General features: G+C 44.3%; 21 protein-coding genes. 20 read left to right on the forward strand and 1 reads right to left on the reverse strand.

Features of this window, described 5'->3' with window-relative positions:
- Positions 1-444: 444 nt before the first annotated feature.
- From D6024_RS21470 to D6024_RS21525, 12 genes are all read left to right on the forward strand, one after another.
- The gene (locus D6024_RS21470; protein WP_121356879.1) at positions 445-981 is read left to right on the forward strand and encodes a hypothetical protein; all 537 of its coding nucleotides are present in this window, start codon (positions 445-447) and stop codon (positions 979-981) included.
- A 169-nt stretch (positions 982-1,150) separates the two neighbouring features.
- The gene (locus D6024_RS21475) at positions 1,151-1,558 is read left to right on the forward strand and encodes a hypothetical protein (protein WP_121356880.1); all 408 of its coding nucleotides are present in this window, start codon (positions 1,151-1,153) and stop codon (positions 1,556-1,558) included.
- A gap of 234 nt (positions 1,559-1,792) precedes the next feature.
- The gene (locus D6024_RS21480) at positions 1,793-2,341 is read left to right on the forward strand and encodes a hypothetical protein (protein ID WP_121356881.1); all 549 of its coding nucleotides are present in this window, start codon (positions 1,793-1,795) and stop codon (positions 2,339-2,341) included.
- Between the two features lie 161 nt (positions 2,342-2,502).
- The gene (locus D6024_RS21485; RefSeq protein WP_121356882.1) at positions 2,503-2,925 is read left to right on the forward strand and encodes a UPF0158 family protein; all 423 of its coding nucleotides are present in this window, start codon (positions 2,503-2,505) and stop codon (positions 2,923-2,925) included.
- Between the two features lie 656 nt (positions 2,926-3,581).
- Positions 3,582-4,790 carry a site-specific integrase gene (locus D6024_RS21490; RefSeq protein WP_121356883.1) on the forward strand — a complete coding sequence of 403 codons (1,209 nt, stop codon included), beginning with the start codon at positions 3,582-3,584 and terminating at the stop codon, positions 4,788-4,790.
- Positions 4,791-4,938: 148 nt separating this feature from the next.
- Entirely contained in the window at positions 4,939-5,238 is a 300-nt protein-coding gene (locus D6024_RS21495; RefSeq protein ID WP_121356884.1) for a helix-turn-helix domain-containing protein, read from the forward strand.
- A 77-nt stretch (positions 5,239-5,315) separates the two neighbouring features.
- Positions 5,316-5,729, forward strand: coding sequence for a hypothetical protein (locus D6024_RS21500; RefSeq protein WP_121356885.1), 414 nt, complete (start codon positions 5,316-5,318; stop codon positions 5,727-5,729).
- Complete coding sequence (locus D6024_RS26880) at positions 5,713-5,889, forward strand: hypothetical protein (RefSeq protein ID WP_162944920.1); 177 nt, start codon at positions 5,713-5,715, stop codon at positions 5,887-5,889. Before D6024_RS21500 ends, D6024_RS26880 begins: the two co-directional genes overlap by 17 nt.
- Positions 5,890-6,889: 1,000 nt before the next feature.
- Positions 6,890-8,116: a tyrosine-type recombinase/integrase gene (locus tag D6024_RS21510; RefSeq protein ID WP_162944921.1), complete on the forward strand. Its 1,227-nt coding sequence runs from the start codon at positions 6,890-6,892 to the stop codon at positions 8,114-8,116.
- Between the two features lie 416 nt (positions 8,117-8,532).
- The gene (locus D6024_RS21515; RefSeq protein WP_162944922.1) at positions 8,533-9,636 is read left to right on the forward strand and encodes a hypothetical protein; all 1,104 of its coding nucleotides are present in this window, start codon (positions 8,533-8,535) and stop codon (positions 9,634-9,636) included.
- 282 nt (positions 9,637-9,918) lie between these two features.
- A complete protein-coding gene (locus tag D6024_RS21520) occupies positions 9,919-10,995 on the forward strand; it encodes a hypothetical protein (protein ID WP_162944923.1) in 1,077 nt (358 codons plus the stop codon).
- 13 nt (positions 10,996-11,008) lie between these two features.
- The gene (locus D6024_RS21525; RefSeq protein ID WP_121356890.1) at positions 11,009-11,854 is read left to right on the forward strand and encodes a hypothetical protein; all 846 of its coding nucleotides are present in this window, start codon (positions 11,009-11,011) and stop codon (positions 11,852-11,854) included.
- A 438-nt stretch (positions 11,855-12,292) separates the two neighbouring features.
- Here the strand turns inward: D6024_RS21525 and D6024_RS21530 are convergent, their stop codons facing one another.
- Complete coding sequence (locus D6024_RS21530; RefSeq protein ID WP_121356891.1) at positions 12,293-13,336, reverse strand: IS110 family RNA-guided transposase; 1,044 nt, start codon at positions 13,334-13,336, stop codon at positions 12,293-12,295.
- Positions 13,337-13,730: 394 nt separating this feature from the next.
- Here D6024_RS21530 and D6024_RS26885 point away from each other — a divergent pair, with 394 nt between their 5' ends.
- From D6024_RS26885 to D6024_RS21570, 8 genes are all read left to right on the forward strand, one after another.
- On the forward strand, positions 13,731-14,216 hold the full coding sequence (locus D6024_RS26885) for a hypothetical protein (RefSeq protein ID WP_162944924.1): 486 nt from the start codon (positions 13,731-13,733) through the stop codon (positions 14,214-14,216).
- Positions 14,217-14,434: 218 nt separating this feature from the next.
- Positions 14,435-15,061, forward strand: coding sequence for a hypothetical protein (locus tag D6024_RS21540; protein ID WP_121356893.1), 627 nt, complete (start codon positions 14,435-14,437; stop codon positions 15,059-15,061).
- A gap of 165 nt (positions 15,062-15,226) precedes the next feature.
- On the forward strand, positions 15,227-15,679 hold the full coding sequence (locus D6024_RS21545; protein WP_121356894.1) for a DUF5990 family protein: 453 nt from the start codon (positions 15,227-15,229) through the stop codon (positions 15,677-15,679).
- A gap of 177 nt (positions 15,680-15,856) precedes the next feature.
- Positions 15,857-16,798 (forward strand): alpha/beta fold hydrolase, encoded by a 942-nt coding sequence (locus D6024_RS21550; RefSeq protein ID WP_121356895.1) that lies wholly within the window; start codon positions 15,857-15,859, stop codon positions 16,796-16,798.
- A 324-nt stretch (positions 16,799-17,122) separates the two neighbouring features.
- The gene (locus D6024_RS21555) at positions 17,123-17,398 is read left to right on the forward strand and encodes a type II toxin-antitoxin system HigB family toxin (RefSeq protein WP_240410116.1); all 276 of its coding nucleotides are present in this window, start codon (positions 17,123-17,125) and stop codon (positions 17,396-17,398) included.
- Positions 17,399-17,403: 5 nt separating this feature from the next.
- A complete protein-coding gene (locus D6024_RS21560; RefSeq protein WP_121356896.1) occupies positions 17,404-17,760 on the forward strand; it encodes a helix-turn-helix domain-containing protein in 357 nt (118 codons plus the stop codon).
- Positions 17,761-18,180: 420 nt separating this feature from the next.
- Entirely contained in the window at positions 18,181-19,542 is a 1,362-nt protein-coding gene (locus tag D6024_RS21565) for an IS110 family RNA-guided transposase (RefSeq protein WP_121356897.1), read from the forward strand.
- A gap of 79 nt (positions 19,543-19,621) precedes the next feature.
- On the forward strand, positions 19,622-20,278 hold the full coding sequence (locus D6024_RS21570) for a DUF1579 family protein (protein WP_121356898.1): 657 nt from the start codon (positions 19,622-19,624) through the stop codon (positions 20,276-20,278).
- The last annotated feature ends 254 nt before the right edge of the window (positions 20,279-20,532 follow it).

A 20,532-nucleotide genomic window follows, 5' to 3' on the forward strand; every position in this document is an offset into this window, starting at 1 on the left:
CAGTTGCTTTCCACAACAGCGGCTGAAATGCTACTATGAAATTGAAGAACAATTAGTTTACTTTATAACTTTATTCTAAGACAGAACTGCCAATATCGCTGCTGCGGAAAGCAGTTCGACGTTGGCCAAAACCCTATGGGTACAGTCAAGCCAATGCACGTTTTCTTGCTTTATCCTGCTTTCCCTTATTGGACGACTTACAGCAAGAGCAGTTCCTACAGCCAGGTAGATATGAAGGTTCCGACAGTGCAAGAGGCGAGGGCATCGGCCAACACCAGCTTTTGACAGGAGCGGCAGCAGTACCAGGGCTGGGCATTGGAAATGCTATTGGGCTGCACTACATTCGTGCAGCAATGAATCACCAAGGACCGCTCCTGTCAAAAGCTGCGGTCCGTTGTGTGTAATTCTTCAAACTCCAACGACTGAAGCTTTAATCGAGACTCAATGAAAATAATTCTCATTTTTGCTATGTTTGTTTTATTCGGGTGCAATAATGATTCTAAAACGGGTTCACCAACAAAGTCAGTTAACTACTTATCACATTCACAAAGCCGAATCCAAGCACTCGTTGATAGCTTTCGGACAGAATATAATATTGGTGTAGGTATATCGAAAGACAGTATAATCAATAAATACAATGAAAAATTCTTTGATTATCTATCAGAAGATATCGTTGACAGTGTTGAAGTGCATGTAGACACTGTAATAATAAATGGCTTAGCTGTTACGACTGAACTTCATAGTAATAATGATATTGCATTTCAGTATACTTTGAATTTCAAAAGGGATATGCCAAGTCGCTGGGATTCAATTTTCCAATTTATGAAGGGATTAAAGCCAGGTAGTGATATTTTAGTGAACTTTCAGTATATGGGTTCACACCTGTTAGGTAATCCCAACGACACTTCACGTACGACAATAAAAATTTATGCTTTCCCGCTTCCAATTTCTTTTAAACCAAAAGCAGTCTGGAATAAATAGAACTACACACAACAGCAGCTTTTGGCAATAGTGGCTTGCCCGCATGGGCTGAACCAAATATCTTTTTTCAGCTTTTGTGCAATAGTGAGGCTGAATATAAATGAATGCCACTACTGCCTAAAGCTTTAAAACGTTAGCATCAAACCAGTAAAAACGCTTATCCGCAAATATGAAATTTCTCTGTCTGGATATATCAATTAATGATGACGAATTCGGATGTAATATTTCATTTTCTGAAAATCGAGACGAGTATAATGAGGAGGATTCCGCGGTTCTCCGAAAAATGACGCCAAGTGAAGGTGCAGGGTCAATTGGCAAGTATATTATGCTTCAGAGAAGCTATCCAGAAGATGAATTTGAAAAGGATTATTATTATTTTGAAACAAGTGACGAAACGGGATCGGGAGAATTGCAAAATTTTAGAATCGAGCTACATCCGGAGAGATTTTTATTGTATCGGGACAATCATATATACGACATAGAGATCAAACCGTCGAAAAATGAGTTCACCCAGTTGAAAACGGTCTTGAAGAAAATTGTAAATGACCGCGGAGAGCTTATTATCCATAATCAGTAATATTTCAGAATAGGAAGTTTAAAACACGGTCCGGCTACGGTCGGTTGAGAGTATATCATTTGACGGCGACCTTACTGTCCGCTGCCAACTAAGACTTGCCAAAATAGCGGCGAGACGAATTGAGTTGAGGCTGACGAACAATCTGTAAACACAATGTCTTAATTTAACGCTTGAGCTGCCAGTACCGCAGTTGAGGAAGGACTTTGGCGTATTAGGCAGACAAAAAATATTGCAGTGACGCTCGACACAGCCGAATACCACCAGTACATAAGTACACACCTCGGACTGTTGTACTTTGTAGGACTCAGGGAACACATTATTCCTGCGAAGGCAAGTTTTACGGCTTTTCTCGACTACCATTCTGACCGAAAGTTTCGCTGTCGGGAAGCATTTTATCGAAACATGGGAGAGCTGTTGGACACTTACATCAGGGAAAACCAGGAAAGGCTCACAGAAGCAGACCTGCAGATTCTCAATAACTTCCGCAGGAGCATCCAAGGCGATTTCGTCATCCTGAGGTGCTTGAGCAAGCATGCGGTCTTTATGGATACAAATAGTAGCTCCGTTTACGCGGTGAAAGCCTTGTCAGACCCATTCCCGGTCTTTTTCAGCACCTTTCCGGCTTTGTGCAGGACCACGCTTGTTCCATACGCAAACAAGATCATTTACGACGGCTTTCTTCAGCCGTACGACGTCTTGTTGGGCCCAGGAATCAAAAGAAGCCTGGAAGGTGATTATCGGGAAGCAAGGGCCAATAAAGCCATTACCACCGAGATCCTCTGAGCGGCTGCCATGACAGCTGCTTACTGGAAAGCTGGCTGAATGGTCCACCATTCAGCTGGCGAACAAGCGGTAAAAAGTATAATTTTATAGGGCAATGGAGCTGCCGGTGCCGCCCCTTCCGACGGCGGCAGCCCTTATTCAAAAGTAAAACCTGCATTCTCATGACCCAGGTTCCACAAGAGACGGTTCAGGAAATTGCCGACTGGTTGGAGTGCGGCTTCCGGGTTTTTCTTCACCGCGAGACCCATAAATTGATCACTTATCCAAACGAAGACAGGTGCGCAAGCTTTGAACCCTCCATGTGGAAAAAGGAAATCCAGGCTATCAGAAAGGAGAGGGAGAAATACCTTGAAATTGAGGGTATGGAGCCACATGAATCCTTTCGGGTGATGGAAGATTTTATTTCCACCCTTAACGATCTGCCATTAAAGGACAGGCTTTTAAGAGCGATTGATCAAAAAAAACCTTTTGCTCACTTCAAGGCGCAGATTGATGGCGCTGGCGTTTACCGGGAAAGGTGGTTCCAGTTCCGAGACCGAAAAATGAGGGAGTGGGTCGGGGAGCAAATGGAAGTGATGCATTAACCAGGCGTACTACACACGTCTGTCATAAATACCGGCAGTTACAAGACAATACCATTGCAAAGTTTTATCGGAAAGTGAAATAATTTGAGTGGGCCTGGAGGAACTTAAGGCCCAGCCTTCTGATATGGGTGAGAGTTTACAGTAAACGCAAAAGAGCTTTGCGAGTTTCGATCTGTCAGAGTTGTCGTTTAGTTAGTTGTTAAGCCATACTGAAGGAAAGCATTGCCTCTGCTCACTTTTTTTCAATTCTATTACAAACAGTAAGTTCACTTTTACCAGTAAAGCGGCGTTGTTTTCTTACCTTTATAGCACGATTTACAGTAACCTGGAAAAGGGACTCAATCGGGACTCAAAAAGCTAAGTTTCTCTATATTATTGATAGGAAACTGATTATGGAGTAGGGGTAAATCCCTCAGTCTCCGCACTTTTATTTGCAAAAGCCTGCAATTCGCTGAATTCCATGCTTTTTTAGTTGATGAAAAATGCAGATAACTGCAAATTCCTGCAAAGTACACCACTTTTTTGGTGTACTTTCAGAGACCAGAAAAGTGGTTCCCGAACCCCCCGGTCTTCAACTTGCCGCGCTTTGCTTCTTATTGCACGTCTAAAAGTACACCCAGCAAAAGAGTTTTACACCGTCATTAAAACTTGATGATATGCTGGAGTTATTAACCGTTCGTTTTTCGTTTCTCTGTCGTACAACCCGCACCAATGCAGAAGGCAATAGTGCCCTGGTGCTTCGTGTCACCTGGAACAGGGAACGCAGGGATATTTTTACCGGACTTTATTGTCACAAGGACCAATGGAATCCCAAAGCCGGCAGACTTCACCGGCTGAACAAACAAACCAATGTTTTCAATGACAATTTGGATGCGATCCAACGCAGTGCACACGAGGCCTTCAACCAGCTGAAGTATTCCGGTTTTGCGTTTACCATCGATGAACTGGTGAGTAAAATAAAAGGAGAGGACGAAAAGCCCGAGCTGTTGATGGACTATCTGGAACAGGAAAAGGAGAACCTTCGCAAACGAAGGGGGGTAGATATCACACCGGCCACCTATGACAAGTACCGGCGGAGCGCCACCCATGTGCAGCAATTTCTGTTTACTGAATACAAGATCAAAAACTATCCCCTCGCCCGCATTGACGGCCTCTTCCTGGAACGTTACTTTCAATACCTGAAAGGAACAAAAAAGATCTCGCACAATGTGGCGGTAAAATACCTCACCTTTTTTAAAACCGTTTTAATGCCGGCCATTCGGGGTGGGACCGTTAAATCGGATCCGTTTCGCCAAGTGAAGTTTCGGAAGAAGCCTGTACCAAAAGATTTTTTGACAAACGAGGAAATTTCATTTTTAAAAGCCGTGGCACTAACGCCAGAACTGGACCGAATCCGCAATATCTTTTTGTTTGCCTGTTATACCGGACTTGCCTATTGCGATATCAAGCAGTTATCACGGTTGCATATTATCAGGGATGATGATGAGAATTATCATATTCGAAAATGTCGCCAGAAAACAGGGCAGGAAAGTATCATTCCCTTACTTCCGGTAGCCATCACTATTTTGCAGAAGTACAGCATAACAGGTGATTTCAGGGATTTTCGGTGGCGGGTCTCTTCGAATCAGAAGATGAATCAACGCCTGAAGCTTATCGGTGAAAAAGCAGGGATCGCAAAACCGCTGCATATGCACCTCGCCCGGCACACATTTGCCACCACAGTTACCTTGTCGAACGGTATACCCATTGAAACGGTCAGCCGCATGCTGGGGCATGCCTCTCTAACCCAGACGCAGCACTATGCAAAAATCATTGCGACCAAGATTAAAGCGGATATGAGCCGGATAAAAGCTTTGTTCAGTTAAAATCTTTGCACAATGGTGTTTGAACGTAAAATGGAGTTTGGGTGCGGGTGTCGGAGGAAATCATTGCGTGAAGTCATTTACGCATTGCATGTAAGAAATTGCTCATCACCTAAAGCATTGGTATGATTGCGAATACAAACCGCAACCAATGGCACAGAGTTATGAAATTCTACAAAAGCGCTATCCTGAACTCGTTGAGTTCTTCCAGGAATTGATTTTGGAGATTCAGCAAACGAGGCGTCCTGCAGAAGAGACCATTTTGGATGATGTCGAACTGCGTTCAATGCTCAACGTATCAAAGCGTACGACGGCAACCTGGAGACAGGAGGGTTTAATTAAACATTCACGCCTGATGGGAAAAATTTATTACAAGCTCTCTGACGTACTGGCTGCGATTGAAAAAAATGCTATTCCTGCCAAAAAGAACCAAATAAGGATCAAGTTATAATCTGCAAAAATGTACTGCGAGGCGAACTTTTAAACTGGTGTGATGGGATGTTAGTATCTAAATTTTAAAACTATTATATGCATGAAGATCTAAAAACCTACACTGCTGGGCGGAAATGTCGCCACTGCGGTACGCCGATCGCGGATCAGGCGCACGGGGCCACCGAGTTTTGCCCCAGAACGGTGCTTGTGGATGGCAGGGTGCGCAGCTGCCGCGATGATTATCACAATGCGCAGCGAAGCGAGGCTGACCAGCCATATCTCCAACTGGTGGCCTATCAAAAGCAAACCTCCCGCGCCCTGGCCATTTTAAAAAAAGCCAAAGGAGAGCGGGTGCGGGTGGACGACCTGAACCAATACGGCATTGCCCTGTACCGGGCGGTGGAAACGGGGCTTTCCGCCGGCCGTCCGTTCTTTTCCTTTCTGCATCACCAGGTCCACCAGCTGGATGACGACACCTTTCAAATCATTGATCATGTATACACCCGTTGACAACACACCGTTTCTGGACTTTATCGCTGGCAGGACCGGCGAACTCCAACGCCTGCAACGGGCCAACACCCTGCTGTGGGTGAGCCTGGGCGTGACAGTGACCATCACTCTTCTTGTGTTCGTTCATATAAAGCAACAGGCGAAAGAAGAAAAGCACTAAGCCAGTCCACCTCAGTCAATCGAGCGTTTGGCACATCCGCTGTGTGCAACGTCAAAGCCTCAGGATAACGAAGGCTTTTTTGCTGTCTGCGGGTACAACGCAAACAAAGCCTGAAGCAAAATGTGCTGGACAAAGAGTGCCAAATCAATTGGCATTACCCGGTCGTTCAATTGTATTTAATTGAAGGAAGAAGGAGCAAAGGAAAAGCGGTTTTGCACAAAAGCAAACGCGTGTAAACCTCTAAGAACAGGCGGTTACCGGTAAAGACAGGTGGGTTCACCTGTTTACGCAAAACGGATTTGGTGTTTTTGCGTGTAAACCGGCAACTGACAGCTGACCAAAAACCCTAAAACCTGCACTGGCCGCATTTTTCCGGGTGTTGTGGTGCGTTTTTCGGTGTTAACCGGGAAGAACAGGCGTTTTTCATCATTGCCACAAGTAAGGACATGTTAACCAGGAAAATGACCTTGCTGCCAACCCAATACACAGTCCTGAAAAAGCAGCATGGAAAGACCTTTTGCAGCTTAGCCTGCTCAGCGCGTTAATGCAGGAAAACAGGGCGGTTCTGTAGGTCGCAACCGAAAAACCGGTGACATTTTGTTGCTCCGTTTCGCCTGTCTTTTCAAAAACCGATAATGACCTTGACGATCCCAAACGCGTTTCCATCGACCGGAACTTGCGGAAATGCTGTGCGAAACACGGCAGTGGGTTCCTTTTATCCCCCAAAAAGGGTATTTTCTGATGAGGCTTGGCGAAATAGATTTGTTCTTGCCTGTACTGCATGGTGCACCAGCCGCTTGCTGCGTTTCCTTGCCTGTGAGTGAGGAAGAGCAGCGCTTTGCCCAAAGCGCGGTTTTCATCCGTGTAAAACACAGGTTTGTGACTGATGCCTTTGGCTGTCAGGGGCAATCAACGGCACATAAGCAGAGCAGGACAGAAGAAGGTTTATTTTGCAAGTGGTACCCAGAGACAACGCCGCGACAGACCAAACCGTCAGCATATGGCTACCGTTTCCCTTCACCCACTTTACCACCGCGGCAAAGAAACCATTGCCATTGAGGCACCCAAAATCGGAGAGCTCAACGACGCTATCCGAAAGCTTGCCGGTGTCAAGTGGAGTGGGACCCACCGCGTGTGGTACATGCCTTGGGGCAAAGCTTCGTACGATGCCGTTGTGACTGCCCTGCGTCCGCTAGCCGAAATCGACTACCATGCACTGGCGCAGTATCTCGCAAGAAAAAATGTCGTCCAGGAAAGCCTTGTAGCGTCGAAGGATACCGCTAGAAAACAGAAAGGCAAAGAGAAGTCCTGTTTCTCCCGTACCCTGCCGGCTCATACACCCGCCTGGCACCTCAGTGAAGAAAATCTAGCAGCACTTAACCACTTTGTTCAGGAGCTGAAACTGCGGGCCTATAGTCCTAGCACCATTCGAACCTACCGAAGTGAGTTTTTGCAACTGCTGCAACTGCTGAAATCAAAACCAGCCAATGAACTAACGCCGGATGATCTTCGCCGCTACATGGTCTATGCCATGGAAAAGGAGGGCATCAGCGAGGCCTCAGCCCACAGCAGGCTCAATGCCCTGAAGTTTTACTTTGAACAGGTGCTGCGTCGCGAAAAGTTCTTTTGGGAGATTCCGCGTCCGAAGAAACCACACCTACTGCCTAAAGTGCTCAGTGAGCGGGAACTGGAACGGATGTTCTCCGCTATTTACAACATCAAGCATAAGGCGCTACTGTTTACCGCCTACAGTGCTGGCCTGCGGGTCTCAGAAGTAGTGAATCTAAAGATTGCCGATGTGGACAGCGGCCGCATGCAGATCCGAATCGAACAGGCAAAGGGCAAAAAGGACCGCTATGTAGGCCTTAGCGTATTGCTCCTGGACGTGCTGAGGGCCTATCTGAAAAAAGCAAAGCCCCGGCCCCAGCTCTATTTGTTTGAAGGAGACCGACCAGGAGATCCTTACTCCGCACGCAGTGCTCAACTGATCTTTCATCAGGCAAGGCAAAAGGCAGGCATTCAAAAGCGGGTGAGCTTTCATGTACTCCGGCACAGCTTTGCCACACACCTGCTGGAAAAAGGCATTGACATCCGCTACATCAAGGACCTGCTGGGACACTTTAGCATCAAAACCACCGAGCGGTATTTGCATGTGAAGAAAGAAGAGCTCATCACCATCGTCAACCCTTTGGACGCGCTGTATGCCGGCAAAAGCTGGGAGGGGTAAGTTGGATAAACGAAACGGCAGAAAAAATAAAACGAAAGGGGCAAGTGATGAAACTGAACAGCTTAGGAAAATTGTTTAGTTTCGGATTATTCGTTAACACTACTGTTAGGCGCAATCACCGAGCAGGCCACCCGCCCAATTCTACTATCCTTCGCCCAAGTGCTGAAATGTAGAACCCAAAACAATCACATGAATATTTGCTCCACAGGCTATCGCACAATTCCCATTCGGCTAATAGTTCTTGATATGAGGCTTTTTGTATGTCTATCATCTTTTGAATAATGCGCCTAACAAGCGGTTTTATGCTATGCCTGTAAGGCAGGTTAATAATTTATAGTTCGTGTTGGCACAGCATAAAGCCGCCCCAACGTTGGCGGCTATTGTCAGTTCGCCAATTAATGTGAGACTTTAAGCTTATGTTACAACCAAAACAACTTACCACTCTTCTGTTGATGTTCATCTTTTATTCCTGCAATAACAGCAGTAAATATCCCTATGCCATCAAAGACTTCGGAAAAAAACTTCAGCCTTATTTGGTAAAAATAGTTGACAAGGGGATTGTGATGCACAGCGACAGCGCCTTACGACACATGGCAACTGATGCGGAACTTGAACGTCTTGGCATGTCTGAGCATCCAATTCTTCGGGCCACAGCTTTCCGGGAAATGCTGCAGCGGAAGTCCTTCAATCATTTTGATATACTAATGGCGCATCTTGACGACACAGCCCTTGTTTTCACGGACGCAGGAGAATTTGGCATCTGGGATAGAAAGGTTTCAGACGACATTTTGCAGGAAGCAGCCTGGAAAACAAAGGAAGCAAAGGCCAAGACAGTTGACCAAGTCCTCACCAAACACAACTTTTTGCGGTCTGCGTATATCATTTTGGAGGACTTGGAGCCACAACAAAAATACTACCCCTTCATTAAGGACATGGCAACACGTCAGCGGCGTGTAGATCCTTATGGTGGCGACGAAGTGCCTTTTGGCGACCTTGAGTACGCTCTCTACGGACTTTCCAAGTTTAAACGACAGGCGGATATCGACATCATCAAGCAAAGATTGATGGCGAATATCTGGAAGTTGAGCAGGACGTCTTTTCGCTTACTGAAAGAATATCCTGATACGGCCTATTTTGACGTTCTACAGACTTACCATCACCGGCAATTTTATAAGTTTTCGGGTAAAAGGCCGGGCGGTTTTTCCGGGTTTCCCTCGGATAGAGCGGCCCCAGAAGATTTTATTCAGGCCTTGGTGGCACAGCAAAACGAAAAAAGCGCAGGCCTACTGGACACGATTCTTACATACCTGCCAAAGTATACGTCTTTGTCTGACAAAGAATCAATCATCAATGTCCTTATCGAAGAGGTGTGGGACCATCCTTGCCCTGCCTATGCAGCACTGAGACAGAAAATCAAGCCGAAAGCTGAAGAACTAGCGAAGTGGCGACTTAGCATTCCGATTGACCGACACGAAGAACCCATTGACACGACCAAGGAAAACTATCGGTGGTATCCTTAACTGCAACAACAGCCGCCAACAGCGGCTTTCTACTATGCTGGCTGACGGATGAAACATCCGCAACAAATTGCTACCAACGACAGTTTGGACAGACGAAACATCAATCATCAAAAGAATTTATATTGTACTCTAAACCGTTAACCGGCTTACGCTTCGGCTGACCAAACGCTGGACACCAGCACAGCAGAAAGCCGATTAACGTTGGCAGCCATTCTTGATACAGCCATTCATCCGATGTAAATTGTAAAGACAACAAACACTAACACTGCTAAACTGACTGACATGAGAGTTAACTTAGTATCAATCATCCTTATTAGTCTCTTAATACTTGGAGCAGCATCATGCAAAAGGAAAGACTTTTTGATGAACATCAAGTTTGGTTTGTCTGACACATTGATGAAAGCCGAAACAAACAGATTAGTAAAAGATGGAGAAGTTTTTTTGGAAGTAAAGGGTGATGACACAACCTATTATCATAACATTGACGTAGATGGAAATATTTACAAAGCTCAAGTTTATTTTAATTCAGATGCTCTAAAAACAGGACCTCTTAGAAGTTATGATTATAGTTTAACCACCGTGCCGTTTGCACAGTCTGGCAATGACACCGTTAGCAAAGATGGCTACAAAGTAACTCACTGGGAAATTTTCAAGGCTTCTGATTTCGAGAAATTGAAGTCATATCTTGACAAAAAATATGGCAGTGGCGTTTTTTCAACCAATAAAGGAACATTTGGCAACGACACAATTTATAAGTACGAAACAAAAGAAGCTGATTTACTTCTTACTCATGGAAAGAAGGAAGATGGTTTATTTTGGGGCGTTCCTGTAAAAGTTCCATTCTACACACTGGCATACTTAGAAATTAAAAGCAAATCATATGAAGCTGATTACGCAAAAGAAAGAGAGCGAAGAAGAAAAGAACTAAAGCCTGAAGAAGTAGTCTGGATAAACTTTGACCCACCAAAGATAAGATACGATGAAAACTCTATGGCTGCTGATACAAGCTTTTTCAGCTTCAGTTCAAACCCTGAACCAGTAATAACTATCAATGCAAACAGTGAAACTTATGCTACGCATGTAATTGATGAAGATATTACCGAATGTAAAGGAATACTTTCGATAATGGATGCGTATGATGACACACTTACAAAAACGGAATTGATTTACAAGTTCAGAACACCGCTTAGAAGTCCGGCTAAGCAGGAGTGGCGAGTAATGAATTATAATTCCTACAAACTCAATTTGAACAGCTACTTGTTTGAAAAAATCAAGCGTTTAATTCAAGAAGGCAATACACTAAAAACAAGGTTTACGCCTACGGCAGTTGTATTAGAAAATGGTGATGTGATTAAATGAAAATGGAGATAAAATGACAGAGACGATTGCTAAAGAAGTGATAGACGCACTTGAAAAAATTAATCCTGAAGCCGAATTTGCTTATGAAGAAGCAGTTAAGACATTTCTATATTTAGGTCGCTTTCCGGTTTTCATAGACAAGGTTGAGAAGGGTACAAAAATATGTAGAAGCAGAACACACTATAATGATGAGCAATTTTTCAACAAGGTTAGCGATGTTTTTATTCCACCACCTAAAGTCGTTTCATCCTATGCTCGTTGTAACAAACCATTTCAGTCAAAGCTTTATGGTTCAGAGAATAGACCTACGTCTTACATAGAACTGGTTAGAAGTTGGACAAAAAGTTTCAATAATAAGGAGAAATTATTGGTAACTGTTGGTCAGTGGGAAACGCAGAGAGATTTCAACTTAGTAATAGTTACTTCGCCAGATGCTAATTTGCGAACATCAGCTTTTGACAAGTATTACGGAAGTCATTTAGACGATTTCATTTCTCAATCTCAAGACGAAGAAAGGAAAGCATTTGTGAGAATATACAGGTATTTGTTTTGCAAGTTTAGGAATGATGCAGGTGATTTGCATACATATTTAATTACGTCAGCTTATTGCAATCTCTCGCTGTGTCTTGCGAAAGAGAGTGCTGACGGCATATATTACCCCAGTGTTATAGCAAAACAAGACCGGGCTATGAACTTTGCATTTAATTCAGGTGTTGCAAATCATTTCAACTTCAAACTTTTGACTGTAATTAGAAATGAGATAACAGTTGAGAAAAATCATTTGCAAACTAATTTCAAGGAGACAGGAATAAATCAAGCAACTTCTTTTGACATTGAGAGAGATGAAATAGTTTGGTAGAACGGCTGCCAACAGCGGTTCCTATGTAAAGAGATAGCTGGGGGTTTCATAAAGTTACATTGGTTTTCAGGGTTTGGAAAAACAAGTTTTCATGCGGTGCAGGAGATGTGTCGTTCACCAGTACAATAGTCTTCCTGCCAGCTGCCGTAACCCTTAATCCGTTTCCCGTTTGATTACTGAAAACCTACGCCAGCTGCCTTTCAGGGTCGTTTTTCTATCCTTCTTACCTTTGTCTCAGCATCCTATCAGCAGTCGGTATAAAACCGCTGCAAGCATTTGTAAAAGTAAAGGAAGTGGCGCTGTATGCTTTCTGGAAGCAGTCTACGGGTGTAGCTGCACACGATGTTTTACAGTCGCCACTTTTATTGTTAGTTTCTTTCATCTCTGCGTTTGCATTTCAAGAGAACTTTCAGGTAAAGAAGTGTTTTCAGCCTGCACCTAGACCGTTGCTGGTTGCGGGGTGAGCTGATACGGTTCACCTGTTTTGATCACATGATAGATCCGGCTCAGGGTCTTGGCGGCCAGTTTGATGATTAGCTTTTTGTGGTCAGCGCCTTTTCGCTCCTGGTAGTACTGCATGAGCACCGGGTCTTTCTTTGCCGCGATCCAGGCAGCTTCAATCAGGTAACTCCGGAGTAGTCCTTTGCTGCGGTACGTGATGCCACAGGTATAACTTTTCTCGCCACTGCTGCGTACCGAAGGCACCAGTCCAATGTAGCTGGAAAGTTTATCAATGCCCCGGAACCGCCGGATGTCACCCACTTCTGCCAATAGCCCAATAGCAATAAAGGGACCGACACCGGGAATGCTCCGCAAGAGGTAGTATTCTTTGCGGTACTGCTTGCGGGCATAGGCTCTGAGTTCGTTACAGATGTGCAGGTATTCCTTTCTGAGAAACTGGTATTCCGAGAGCCTGCTTTTCAGCGTCTCGGTGGCCGGCGTATAGGACCAGTGCTGTTTATGAAGCCATTGGATAAAGTCTTTGCTCCAATTGATATTATCATACTGAAGCGGAATGGAAGTGCCAAAATAGAGCAGCATCGATTTAATGTGACACTTGATGCGGCGAAGGTTTTTCACCAGGTCATTGCGCCGGCGGAAAAGACTACGGAACTGCTCTTGTTTGTGCGTGGGCACATAGATGGCTTTGAGATGTCCAGCAGCCAATTGTTTAGCCAAATAGGCACTGTCTACTTTATCGGTTTTCGTGGTGGATTGCTTGTTGCCCCGGGGAATGTCAGCCGGGTTCACCACCACCACCTGCCAGCCGACTTTGGTGAGTTCATGATAAATGCCAAAGCCCAGGCAGCAAGCCTCGTAGCAGCACTCCACTTCATGTTTGGGATAGTGCTTGGAAACATAGGCGATCAACAGACCGGCATCGGCTTCCATCGAGAACCGCTTCAGTACCAGTTGTCCTTCCTGGATGGTAACCGCCCATGACTTCTTGTGAACGTCAAGTCCAATAAAAAGTTGTTTCATAACTTACCTCCATTTGGTTTAGTTCAGGTAAGCTACTCTTTTACATGAATGCTTTCTGCTATGCTGGCTGACGGAATAAATATCAACAACAAATCGCTTATCAGCTACATATTCGTCAGACGGAACGCAACTGAACATCAGAATAAAACTTGTACATTAGTTTTCAAATCGGCTTCTCTTCCGGGCTGACCGAACACGGAATACCAGCACAGCAGAAAGCCGATGGACGTTGTGCGTCAGCATTGACGAAACCTGCGGAAAGCATTATCTTCAATTTTAAATGAGGTGCCTTCTAGTATTATCACTTGCTTTTTCATCTTGCGCTGCTCCACTAACAAAAATCAGTTGGGACAGGAGAGAAGAGGGGAATGTGCGTCATATTGGATCAAAATCATTGGAAACGAAGATTGGCCATGCAACTTACAATTTTAGTTTGACGGTATTTTCTGGACCAGTTTCAAAAGACTATTGCCTTTTGATTAGTTCATTCTCTCGGATAGAGACCAATTCTGTTGTTTTAATTAAGCTCGGGAATAATGAGGTACTAAAACTGATTGCCAATAATGTACATACAGGCCAAGTCGATTTGTCCTCCGCGTATTCATCTACCGTGACAGCACCTACTCGCTACCCTGTGACGACTACCTCTACTGTGATCTCTACAAAAAAAATTGACTACTATTCGTCTATTTATTCATTGAACCAAGAAGAGCTTAACAAAATTGAAAACAATGGTGTTTATAAAATAAGGATTGAATTTGCAAATACATACAATGAGAAAAGTTGGGAAGATGATAAATTGGGCAAATTCATAAGAAGCGCACACGAGGCATTGGAGCTGCAATTACAGCAACCAAATACAATCGAACAAGGTTTCTAGTAAACAAGCATTTGCATTTTGTTATCGTGACCGTATCCTTACATATGCCGAACGCACAACAACGGTTTTGCGTCATGTGGGCCGACATACATAGACTCAACTAATCAAGTTTATTGAACTTTTGTAATAAATTTAGGCAGATGTTCAAGGAATGCCCACACGAACGCAAAGCCCTTTCCGTTAGCGGCGAAAAGAAGTACACCTAAATATGAAGACAAATGACTAGGATTATTCTTTTTGTGCTTGTTGCATTTTTCGCGAACTGTGCCAAAGGGCAAAAGCATCGATTGCCACCTTCTCCGAAATTTCCGACGCAAAAACAACTGCAGCAAGAAGAGAAAAATCATACCTGTGTCCACAGAGACAAGTACACATCTAAACAAAGGCTTCTTTTTTATCCTTTCAACAGTGCTGCTAAAGTCATAGTGGCCTCCTTTGACAACAAACCAGATGTTAACGGTATGATTGAAATTGGCGGTAATAGGCTCCCGATGAAAAACGACACTATCGATTTTGCTGCACTTGATGAAATGAGGCAACTGGAGGAAAGGCAAATAGATACCCTGACTGACATCCTATACAACACCGGCTTTGGAAGAGGCATATTCACCATGACTGGGGCAGGCTGTTACAATCCAAGAAACGCCATTCTATTCGTTAACAAACATGGCAAGGCGTTCGCCTTCATGGAACTTTGTTTTGAATGCGGTGGTCACCGGGTTAGTTCAAAGAAGGTAAACACGGGAGAGTTTTGTGATGGGAAGTACGACTTACTAAAGAGTTTTTTTGCCAAGACTGGCATTGAAATAGGGATAACAAAAGGAGCAGGTTTACACACAAAATAGGCGCCGCTAACAGGACGCTTTTTGAAAGCGGGGCAGATGTGCTAGTTTTTGATAACAAAATAATATTCAACAGCAGTGCAGAAGTGAGGCAATATATTTCCAAATACCCCACCTTCACAAAGCGCTGCTGAGTTATGCGCCAAGGTTCAATCCACCATTCCAACTATGTCGAAAGAAATTAGCCTGAAAATAGTGCTACAAAACCCAGTTGAGGGGACCATCTATGGGCTGCAGAAAGGTAAGGGTCCTGACTATGAGACCGTGCAGGCTCAACTCGGAGATGGCCGGGATTTGACCTTTGAGTTTACTGTTCACCTAAAAGATGCAGATGGGTCGCTTCCCACCATCACTGGTCCTTTTGTTCAGGGCCCAGCAGGGAACCGGTTCGTTTATATTGGTATTGGCAGCTATGCCGGTCAACCGGGAGCCGCCTTGAGTGGCCGCATGAAGGTTCCCCTTCCGGAAGCGACTTTCCAAAACATACGATCTGATGAAGGAGGTTCTCTCTGGTCCTGCACAGTCCCTGGCAGAAATAGCGATGGGAAACCTGTTTTTGCAACGGTGAAGCCTTTTGGAGGATGGTCGGTAAACAACCAAGTCGATGGAGCAGGCGCATAACACAGGCTTCAAGCAATACGGGCAGCCGAATATATTTTCTACAGAAGAATTGCTATTTTGCTTCATCAGATAAGTCAGGCTGAAGTACAACAAATTCCCGTACTGCTTAAAGCCTCGCCACGTTGTAAGGAACCCGGTCAAGAGGCTGTTAATTAATTAATTCTTAAACAGCGCAATATGAAAAAGAAACTTTTTCCATTCAGCTTTTTCTTATTGCTGGTTTATTTAAGCTCTTGTAATAACAATAATACTGGCACAACTACACACAATGAAACCCAAGCGGTTCCTGAAGTGAAAAGTGTTTTTATTAACGGCGACAGTATCCATTACGTAGATATAGGTAATGGAGATCCGATTGTTCTCGTACATGGCGTAATGGGCGATTACCGTACCTGGGAAGCACAAATGAATGATTTTTCCAGAAACAATCGGGTGATTGCTTACAGCCTCCGCTATGGGTATCCAAATAAGCAAATATTGGATAGTGCTGCCGATTATTCGCTTAGTCAAAATACCAAAGATCTTATTGAATTGCTTAAAGCACTCAAACTGGAGCCTGTTCACCTGGTGGGACATTCATCCGGAGCTTTTGCAACCTTACTAACTACAATAGAGCATCCGGAATTGGTTAGAAGCCTTATACTTGCGGAACCACCCGTAATGTCATTGCTGAAAAATATTCCTGGTGGTGACACATTGGAGGCGAATTTTGGGAAAATGGTCTTTCCCGGTATTGAAAAATTTAAAAACAATGAAGACGAAAAAGCGGCTGAAATATTTATCAATACCGTGATGGATGACAGCCAATATTTAGCCAAGCATCCCCAGAGAATCAGAGAAATTTTCATGGCAAATACGGTGCAACTGAAAGGCTCTATGCTTTACCCCAAAATGGGTTTCCCTGATATTAACTGTGATGATCTCAAGAAAATAAAAATACCTGTATTATTGTTGCAAGGGGATAGATCACCTCTCTTTTTCAGAAAAATTATAGATGAACTGGATCGCTGTTTAAGTAATAAAGAACGTGTAACACTTCCCAACGCTTCGCATGGATTGGAATATGAAAATCCGGCTGAATTTAATAAAATAGTGCTTGGCTTTATAGATAAACATTAATAGAGGTCGAATGCAGAAATTTAGAAGAGCTGCTTACAACAAGGGGTTTTCTGCAATGCTGGCTTCAGAATATATCTTCATCGACATATCGCCAATCGGCTTCAGTCCCAACTGACGATCTTCGTTTTAGCTTTGGAATATCTCCTCAGCCGTCTATCTTTAATCAGCGACAGTACCGGGCTGAAGTAACACGGAATATCAGCACAGAAGAAAGCCCTGGACGTTGGCTGAAACGCTCAAAGAGACTCCGTTCTAAATGGATTTCCCATTTTGGGAACTTTTTTTTATCTTTGGCGAAAAGACGATTTGCGAGTAATAGCCAAAATGACACTGTGCGACTTTTGGGAGAAACATCCTGACTGCGAACAGCAGCTTAAAGCCTGGTACCAGGAAGCGGAAGATGCAGGCTGGAAAGGACCCAACGACATTAAAGGGGATTATCCCACTGCTTCTTTTTTGGCTGACAACCGGGTCGTGTTCAACATCAAAGGCAACCATTACCGACTGATTGTGAAAATCAATTATTCTTACGGCATGGTGTGGATCCGTTTTGTGGGCACCCATGCCGAGTATAACAAGGTTGACGCAACAAAAATCTAAACACAATGGACATTAAACCCATAAAGACAAAAAAAGACTACCAAGCCGCCATGAACCGGCTGGAAGTGATTTTTGATGCAAAGCCCGGCACACCGGAAGGAGACGAACTGGAAGTGTTGGGCATTCTGATCGACAAGTACGAGCAGGAACATTATCCCATTGGCTATCCTGACCCAATTGAGGCCATCAAATTCCGCATGGAGCAACTGGGTTATAGCCAAAGTGACCTGGCCAAGGTGGTCGGCCTGAAAAGCAGGGCCAGTGAAATCCTCAGCAAAAAGCGGAAGCTAACTTTGGAGATGATCCGCCAGCTGCATCAGGCACTGGGCATCCCAACTGACGTTCTTATTCAGAGCTATTGACGACCGCACTTCAGCCAGCAGGTCGCTTTGTAGAAGTGGGGCAGGCGTGCTGCTTTTCAACAGCAAAACAATAATCAACACCAGTGCAAAAGTGAAGCTGAAGTTTTCCAAGTTCCCCACCTTTACAAAGCGCTGTTCGTTGTGCGTCATTCCCCATTTTTCGGGACGAAAATCATTTCTGCAGCTAACGTGGGTCGTTTAACTTGGTAGTGCTCTATAGCAAGGCCGATTTAAGATAGGTGCTCTCAAGCCCCTGCGTCATTCTGGTTGAAATGTAAAAAGCCTCTGGTTCTTTCCCAACCAAAGGCTTCTGTGATAATTTCAGTGGTGGAGTCGTTGACTTACCCCGTTCAGAATAATTACTACTCAAAGATACATTTCCTATAGAGCATTTTTTATTCACCAAAACACGCTTTGTTTATGGCACGAAAGAAAAAGGTCTCCTTGGAAATGATCAATCCCCATGCTGCCGGCATTGATGTGGGTAGTCGTTCTCATTATGTCGCCATTGGGCAGGGAAAAGATGACGTGCGGCAGTTTGGCGTCTATGCAGAAGATTTGCAAGCACTAGCAAAATGGTTACTGGACAATGGCATTACCACAACTGCCATGGAAAGCACCGGCACCTATTGGCAGAACCTGTACAGCACATTGCAGGAGGCGGGATTGCAAGTTATCCTGGTGAATGGCAAGTTCACTAAAAACATCCACGGCAAAAAAACCGATGTCAAAGACTGCCAGTGGATTCAGAAGCTCCACAGCATCGGCCTACTCACCGGCAGCTTTCTTCCGGATGCAGCTACAGAACAACTGCGTACCTATTGCAGGCACAGAAGTCACCTCATTGATATGGCGGCGGATGCCACTCGTAAGATGCAGCAATATCTTCGGCTGTTGAATTTAAGGCTCGATGTAGTGGTAAAGGATGTAACAGGCGAAACGGGCCTTTCCATTATTGAAGCGGTTTGCAAGGGTGAAAGTGATGCAGCAGCATTGGCATCCCATCGGCACTACAACTGTCGCAAGTCCAAAGAAGAAATTGCAAAGGCACTTCAGAGTAATGAGCGACAGGATTACCTATTTGCTTTGCAGCAGGAGTTGGAGCTCTATAAATTGGTGCGTGGGAAAATTGCGGCGTGTGATAGAGCGATTGAACTGTTGCTCAAAGAACAAATCGAATGTGACAGTGCAAAAAGAGAGTTGAATGCTGAAGCCAAACCATACAAGCGAGTGAACAAAAATGCCCCAAAGAACATGGATTTGAACCAGCTTGCTTACCAATATTTCGATGGTGTGGATCTAATGGCCATTGAAGGCGTTAGTCATAGTACTGTGATTATGCTAATGAGTGAAGTAGGGAATGCTGGACTGAAAAAGTTTTCCTGTGCCAAACAATTTGCGTGTTGGCTCAGGCTTGCTCCAAATAACAAGATCTCTGGGGGCAAGGTATTGAGCAACCGCATTCCAAAAGGCAGCAACCGGCTAAAGATTGCTCTTCGCAACGCAGCCAATAGCATCGGCAATTTAAAAGACACGCATCTCTCCAATTTTTTCAGAAGGGTATTATACCGGCGGGGCAGGGCCGCTGCGGTATCCGCTACCGCACGAAAGTTGGCAGTGATCATCTGGAACATGGTCGTGAAAGGGATCTCATATCAACCACCAACTAATTATGAGTTCCTTGATCAAAAACGAAAACGCAAAGTGCAGGAAATGAAAAAACTAATCACTAAGTTTAATCTCACAACTGACGACCTGGGACTGCAAACCAGCCCGTTGTGAGACGTTAGTCAGAATACTAAGCGAACATTCAAGGCTGTGGCCTTCTCATTCAACGAATCGATTTGTAAAATTGGTTACCATGAGCTTACCAAAACTCTCTAAATCAATCCTTTTCAACTTTGTAATATTTAGTGTACAATCCGCAGCTTTCGCGCAGACCAAGGGAGACTCATCAGCAACAGAAAATAACTTTTTTACGCAATGGGTAAACTACTCCAGACCGGGTAAATATCACCAACTGTTATCCAATTTAGTGGGCTCTTGGTCATTCGTTGGCAATCATTTCACGGGCGATCCCAATCCTGATTCAAATAAAATTGAAGTGACGTTTAGGGGAACCATGGAAAGAAAGTCTTTCGCAAGCGGGCGCTATTTTATTTCAGAGTTTAAAGGTGAAAAAATACAAATGCCAATCCAAAATGGTAAATCCATGGAAGTTGACTCGAAAGAAATTGAGACTGAAGGATATGACAATATTAAACGGGAATTCGTTAAAACGAGAATTGGTAATCACCTTGGAAGCGATCTGTCCTATTCAGAAGGGGCGTATGATTCAACTACTAAAACAATCATTTATCAACGAGTTGAAACATTGATACCAGGGGTTAGTATGAAAACCTATGAGCATTTTAAAATGCTGGATAACGACCATTACAGAGTGGAGATCTACCGGGAAAGGCAAAACAAGATTATAAAGGACACAGAAATAAGATATACAAGAGTCAGAAGAAAATAAATTGGGATAACCTGAAATTTAGAAGCACGAACGCACAACATTAGCTTTGCGCCAGCGGCGGGCGACGGAAAGTCAATCGGCTTCCGAGCATTGTTCATCTTAAGTTCTAGGCTGACGGAAGTAGTATGGACTTTTCAAAAAGTTTGTACTTTAACTCATCAATCGGCTGCAGTTCTCGGCAGACGTCTTTCAAACATGCCGCCGTCGCAAAGCCGTCACCGTTGTGCGCCATACTGGCAGACGCACTTACAGAA

This window comes from Flavisolibacter nicotianae, from assembly GCF_003628535.1.
GTDB lineage: Bacteria > Bacteroidota > Bacteroidia > Chitinophagales > Chitinophagaceae > Flavisolibacter > Flavisolibacter nicotianae.

Excerpts from the sequence above, each read along its gene's own strand:
- D6024_RS21470 (WP_121356879.1), top strand. The coding sequence starts at position 445 with ATGAAAATAATTCTCATTTTTGCTATGTTTGTTTTATTCGGGTGCAAT.
- D6024_RS21475 (WP_121356880.1), top strand. The coding sequence starts at position 1,151 with ATGAAATTTCTCTGTCTGGATATATCAATTAATGATGACGAATTCGGA.
- D6024_RS21485 (WP_121356882.1), top strand. The coding sequence starts at position 2,503 with ATGACCCAGGTTCCACAAGAGACGGTTCAGGAAATTGCCGACTGGTTG.
- D6024_RS21490 (WP_121356883.1), top strand. The coding sequence starts at position 3,582 with ATGCTGGAGTTATTAACCGTTCGTTTTTCGTTTCTCTGTCGTACAACC.
- D6024_RS21495 (WP_121356884.1), top strand. The coding sequence starts at position 4,939 with ATGGCACAGAGTTATGAAATTCTACAAAAGCGCTATCCTGAACTCGTT.
- D6024_RS21500 (WP_121356885.1), top strand. The coding sequence starts at position 5,316 with ATGCATGAAGATCTAAAAACCTACACTGCTGGGCGGAAATGTCGCCAC.
- D6024_RS26880 (WP_162944920.1), top strand. The coding sequence starts at position 5,713 with ATGTATACACCCGTTGACAACACACCGTTTCTGGACTTTATCGCTGGC.
- D6024_RS21510 (WP_162944921.1), top strand. The coding sequence starts at position 6,890 with ATGGCTACCGTTTCCCTTCACCCACTTTACCACCGCGGCAAAGAAACC.
- D6024_RS21515 (WP_162944922.1), top strand. The coding sequence starts at position 8,533 with ATGTTACAACCAAAACAACTTACCACTCTTCTGTTGATGTTCATCTTT.
- D6024_RS21520 (WP_162944923.1), top strand. The coding sequence starts at position 9,919 with ATGAGAGTTAACTTAGTATCAATCATCCTTATTAGTCTCTTAATACTT.
- D6024_RS21525 (WP_121356890.1), top strand. The coding sequence starts at position 11,009 with ATGACAGAGACGATTGCTAAAGAAGTGATAGACGCACTTGAAAAAATT.
- D6024_RS21530 (WP_121356891.1), bottom strand. The coding sequence starts at position 13,336 with ATGAAACAACTTTTTATTGGACTTGACGTTCACAAGAAGTCATGGGCG.
- D6024_RS21540 (WP_121356893.1), top strand. The coding sequence starts at position 14,435 with ATGACTAGGATTATTCTTTTTGTGCTTGTTGCATTTTTCGCGAACTGT.
- D6024_RS21545 (WP_121356894.1), top strand. The coding sequence starts at position 15,227 with ATGTCGAAAGAAATTAGCCTGAAAATAGTGCTACAAAACCCAGTTGAG.
- D6024_RS21550 (WP_121356895.1), top strand. The coding sequence starts at position 15,857 with ATGAAAAAGAAACTTTTTCCATTCAGCTTTTTCTTATTGCTGGTTTAT.
- D6024_RS21555 (WP_240410116.1), top strand. The coding sequence starts at position 17,123 with ATGACACTGTGCGACTTTTGGGAGAAACATCCTGACTGCGAACAGCAG.
- D6024_RS21560 (WP_121356896.1), top strand. The coding sequence starts at position 17,404 with ATGGACATTAAACCCATAAAGACAAAAAAAGACTACCAAGCCGCCATG.
- D6024_RS21565 (WP_121356897.1), top strand. The coding sequence starts at position 18,181 with ATGGCACGAAAGAAAAAGGTCTCCTTGGAAATGATCAATCCCCATGCT.
- D6024_RS21570 (WP_121356898.1), top strand. The coding sequence starts at position 19,622 with ATGAGCTTACCAAAACTCTCTAAATCAATCCTTTTCAACTTTGTAATA.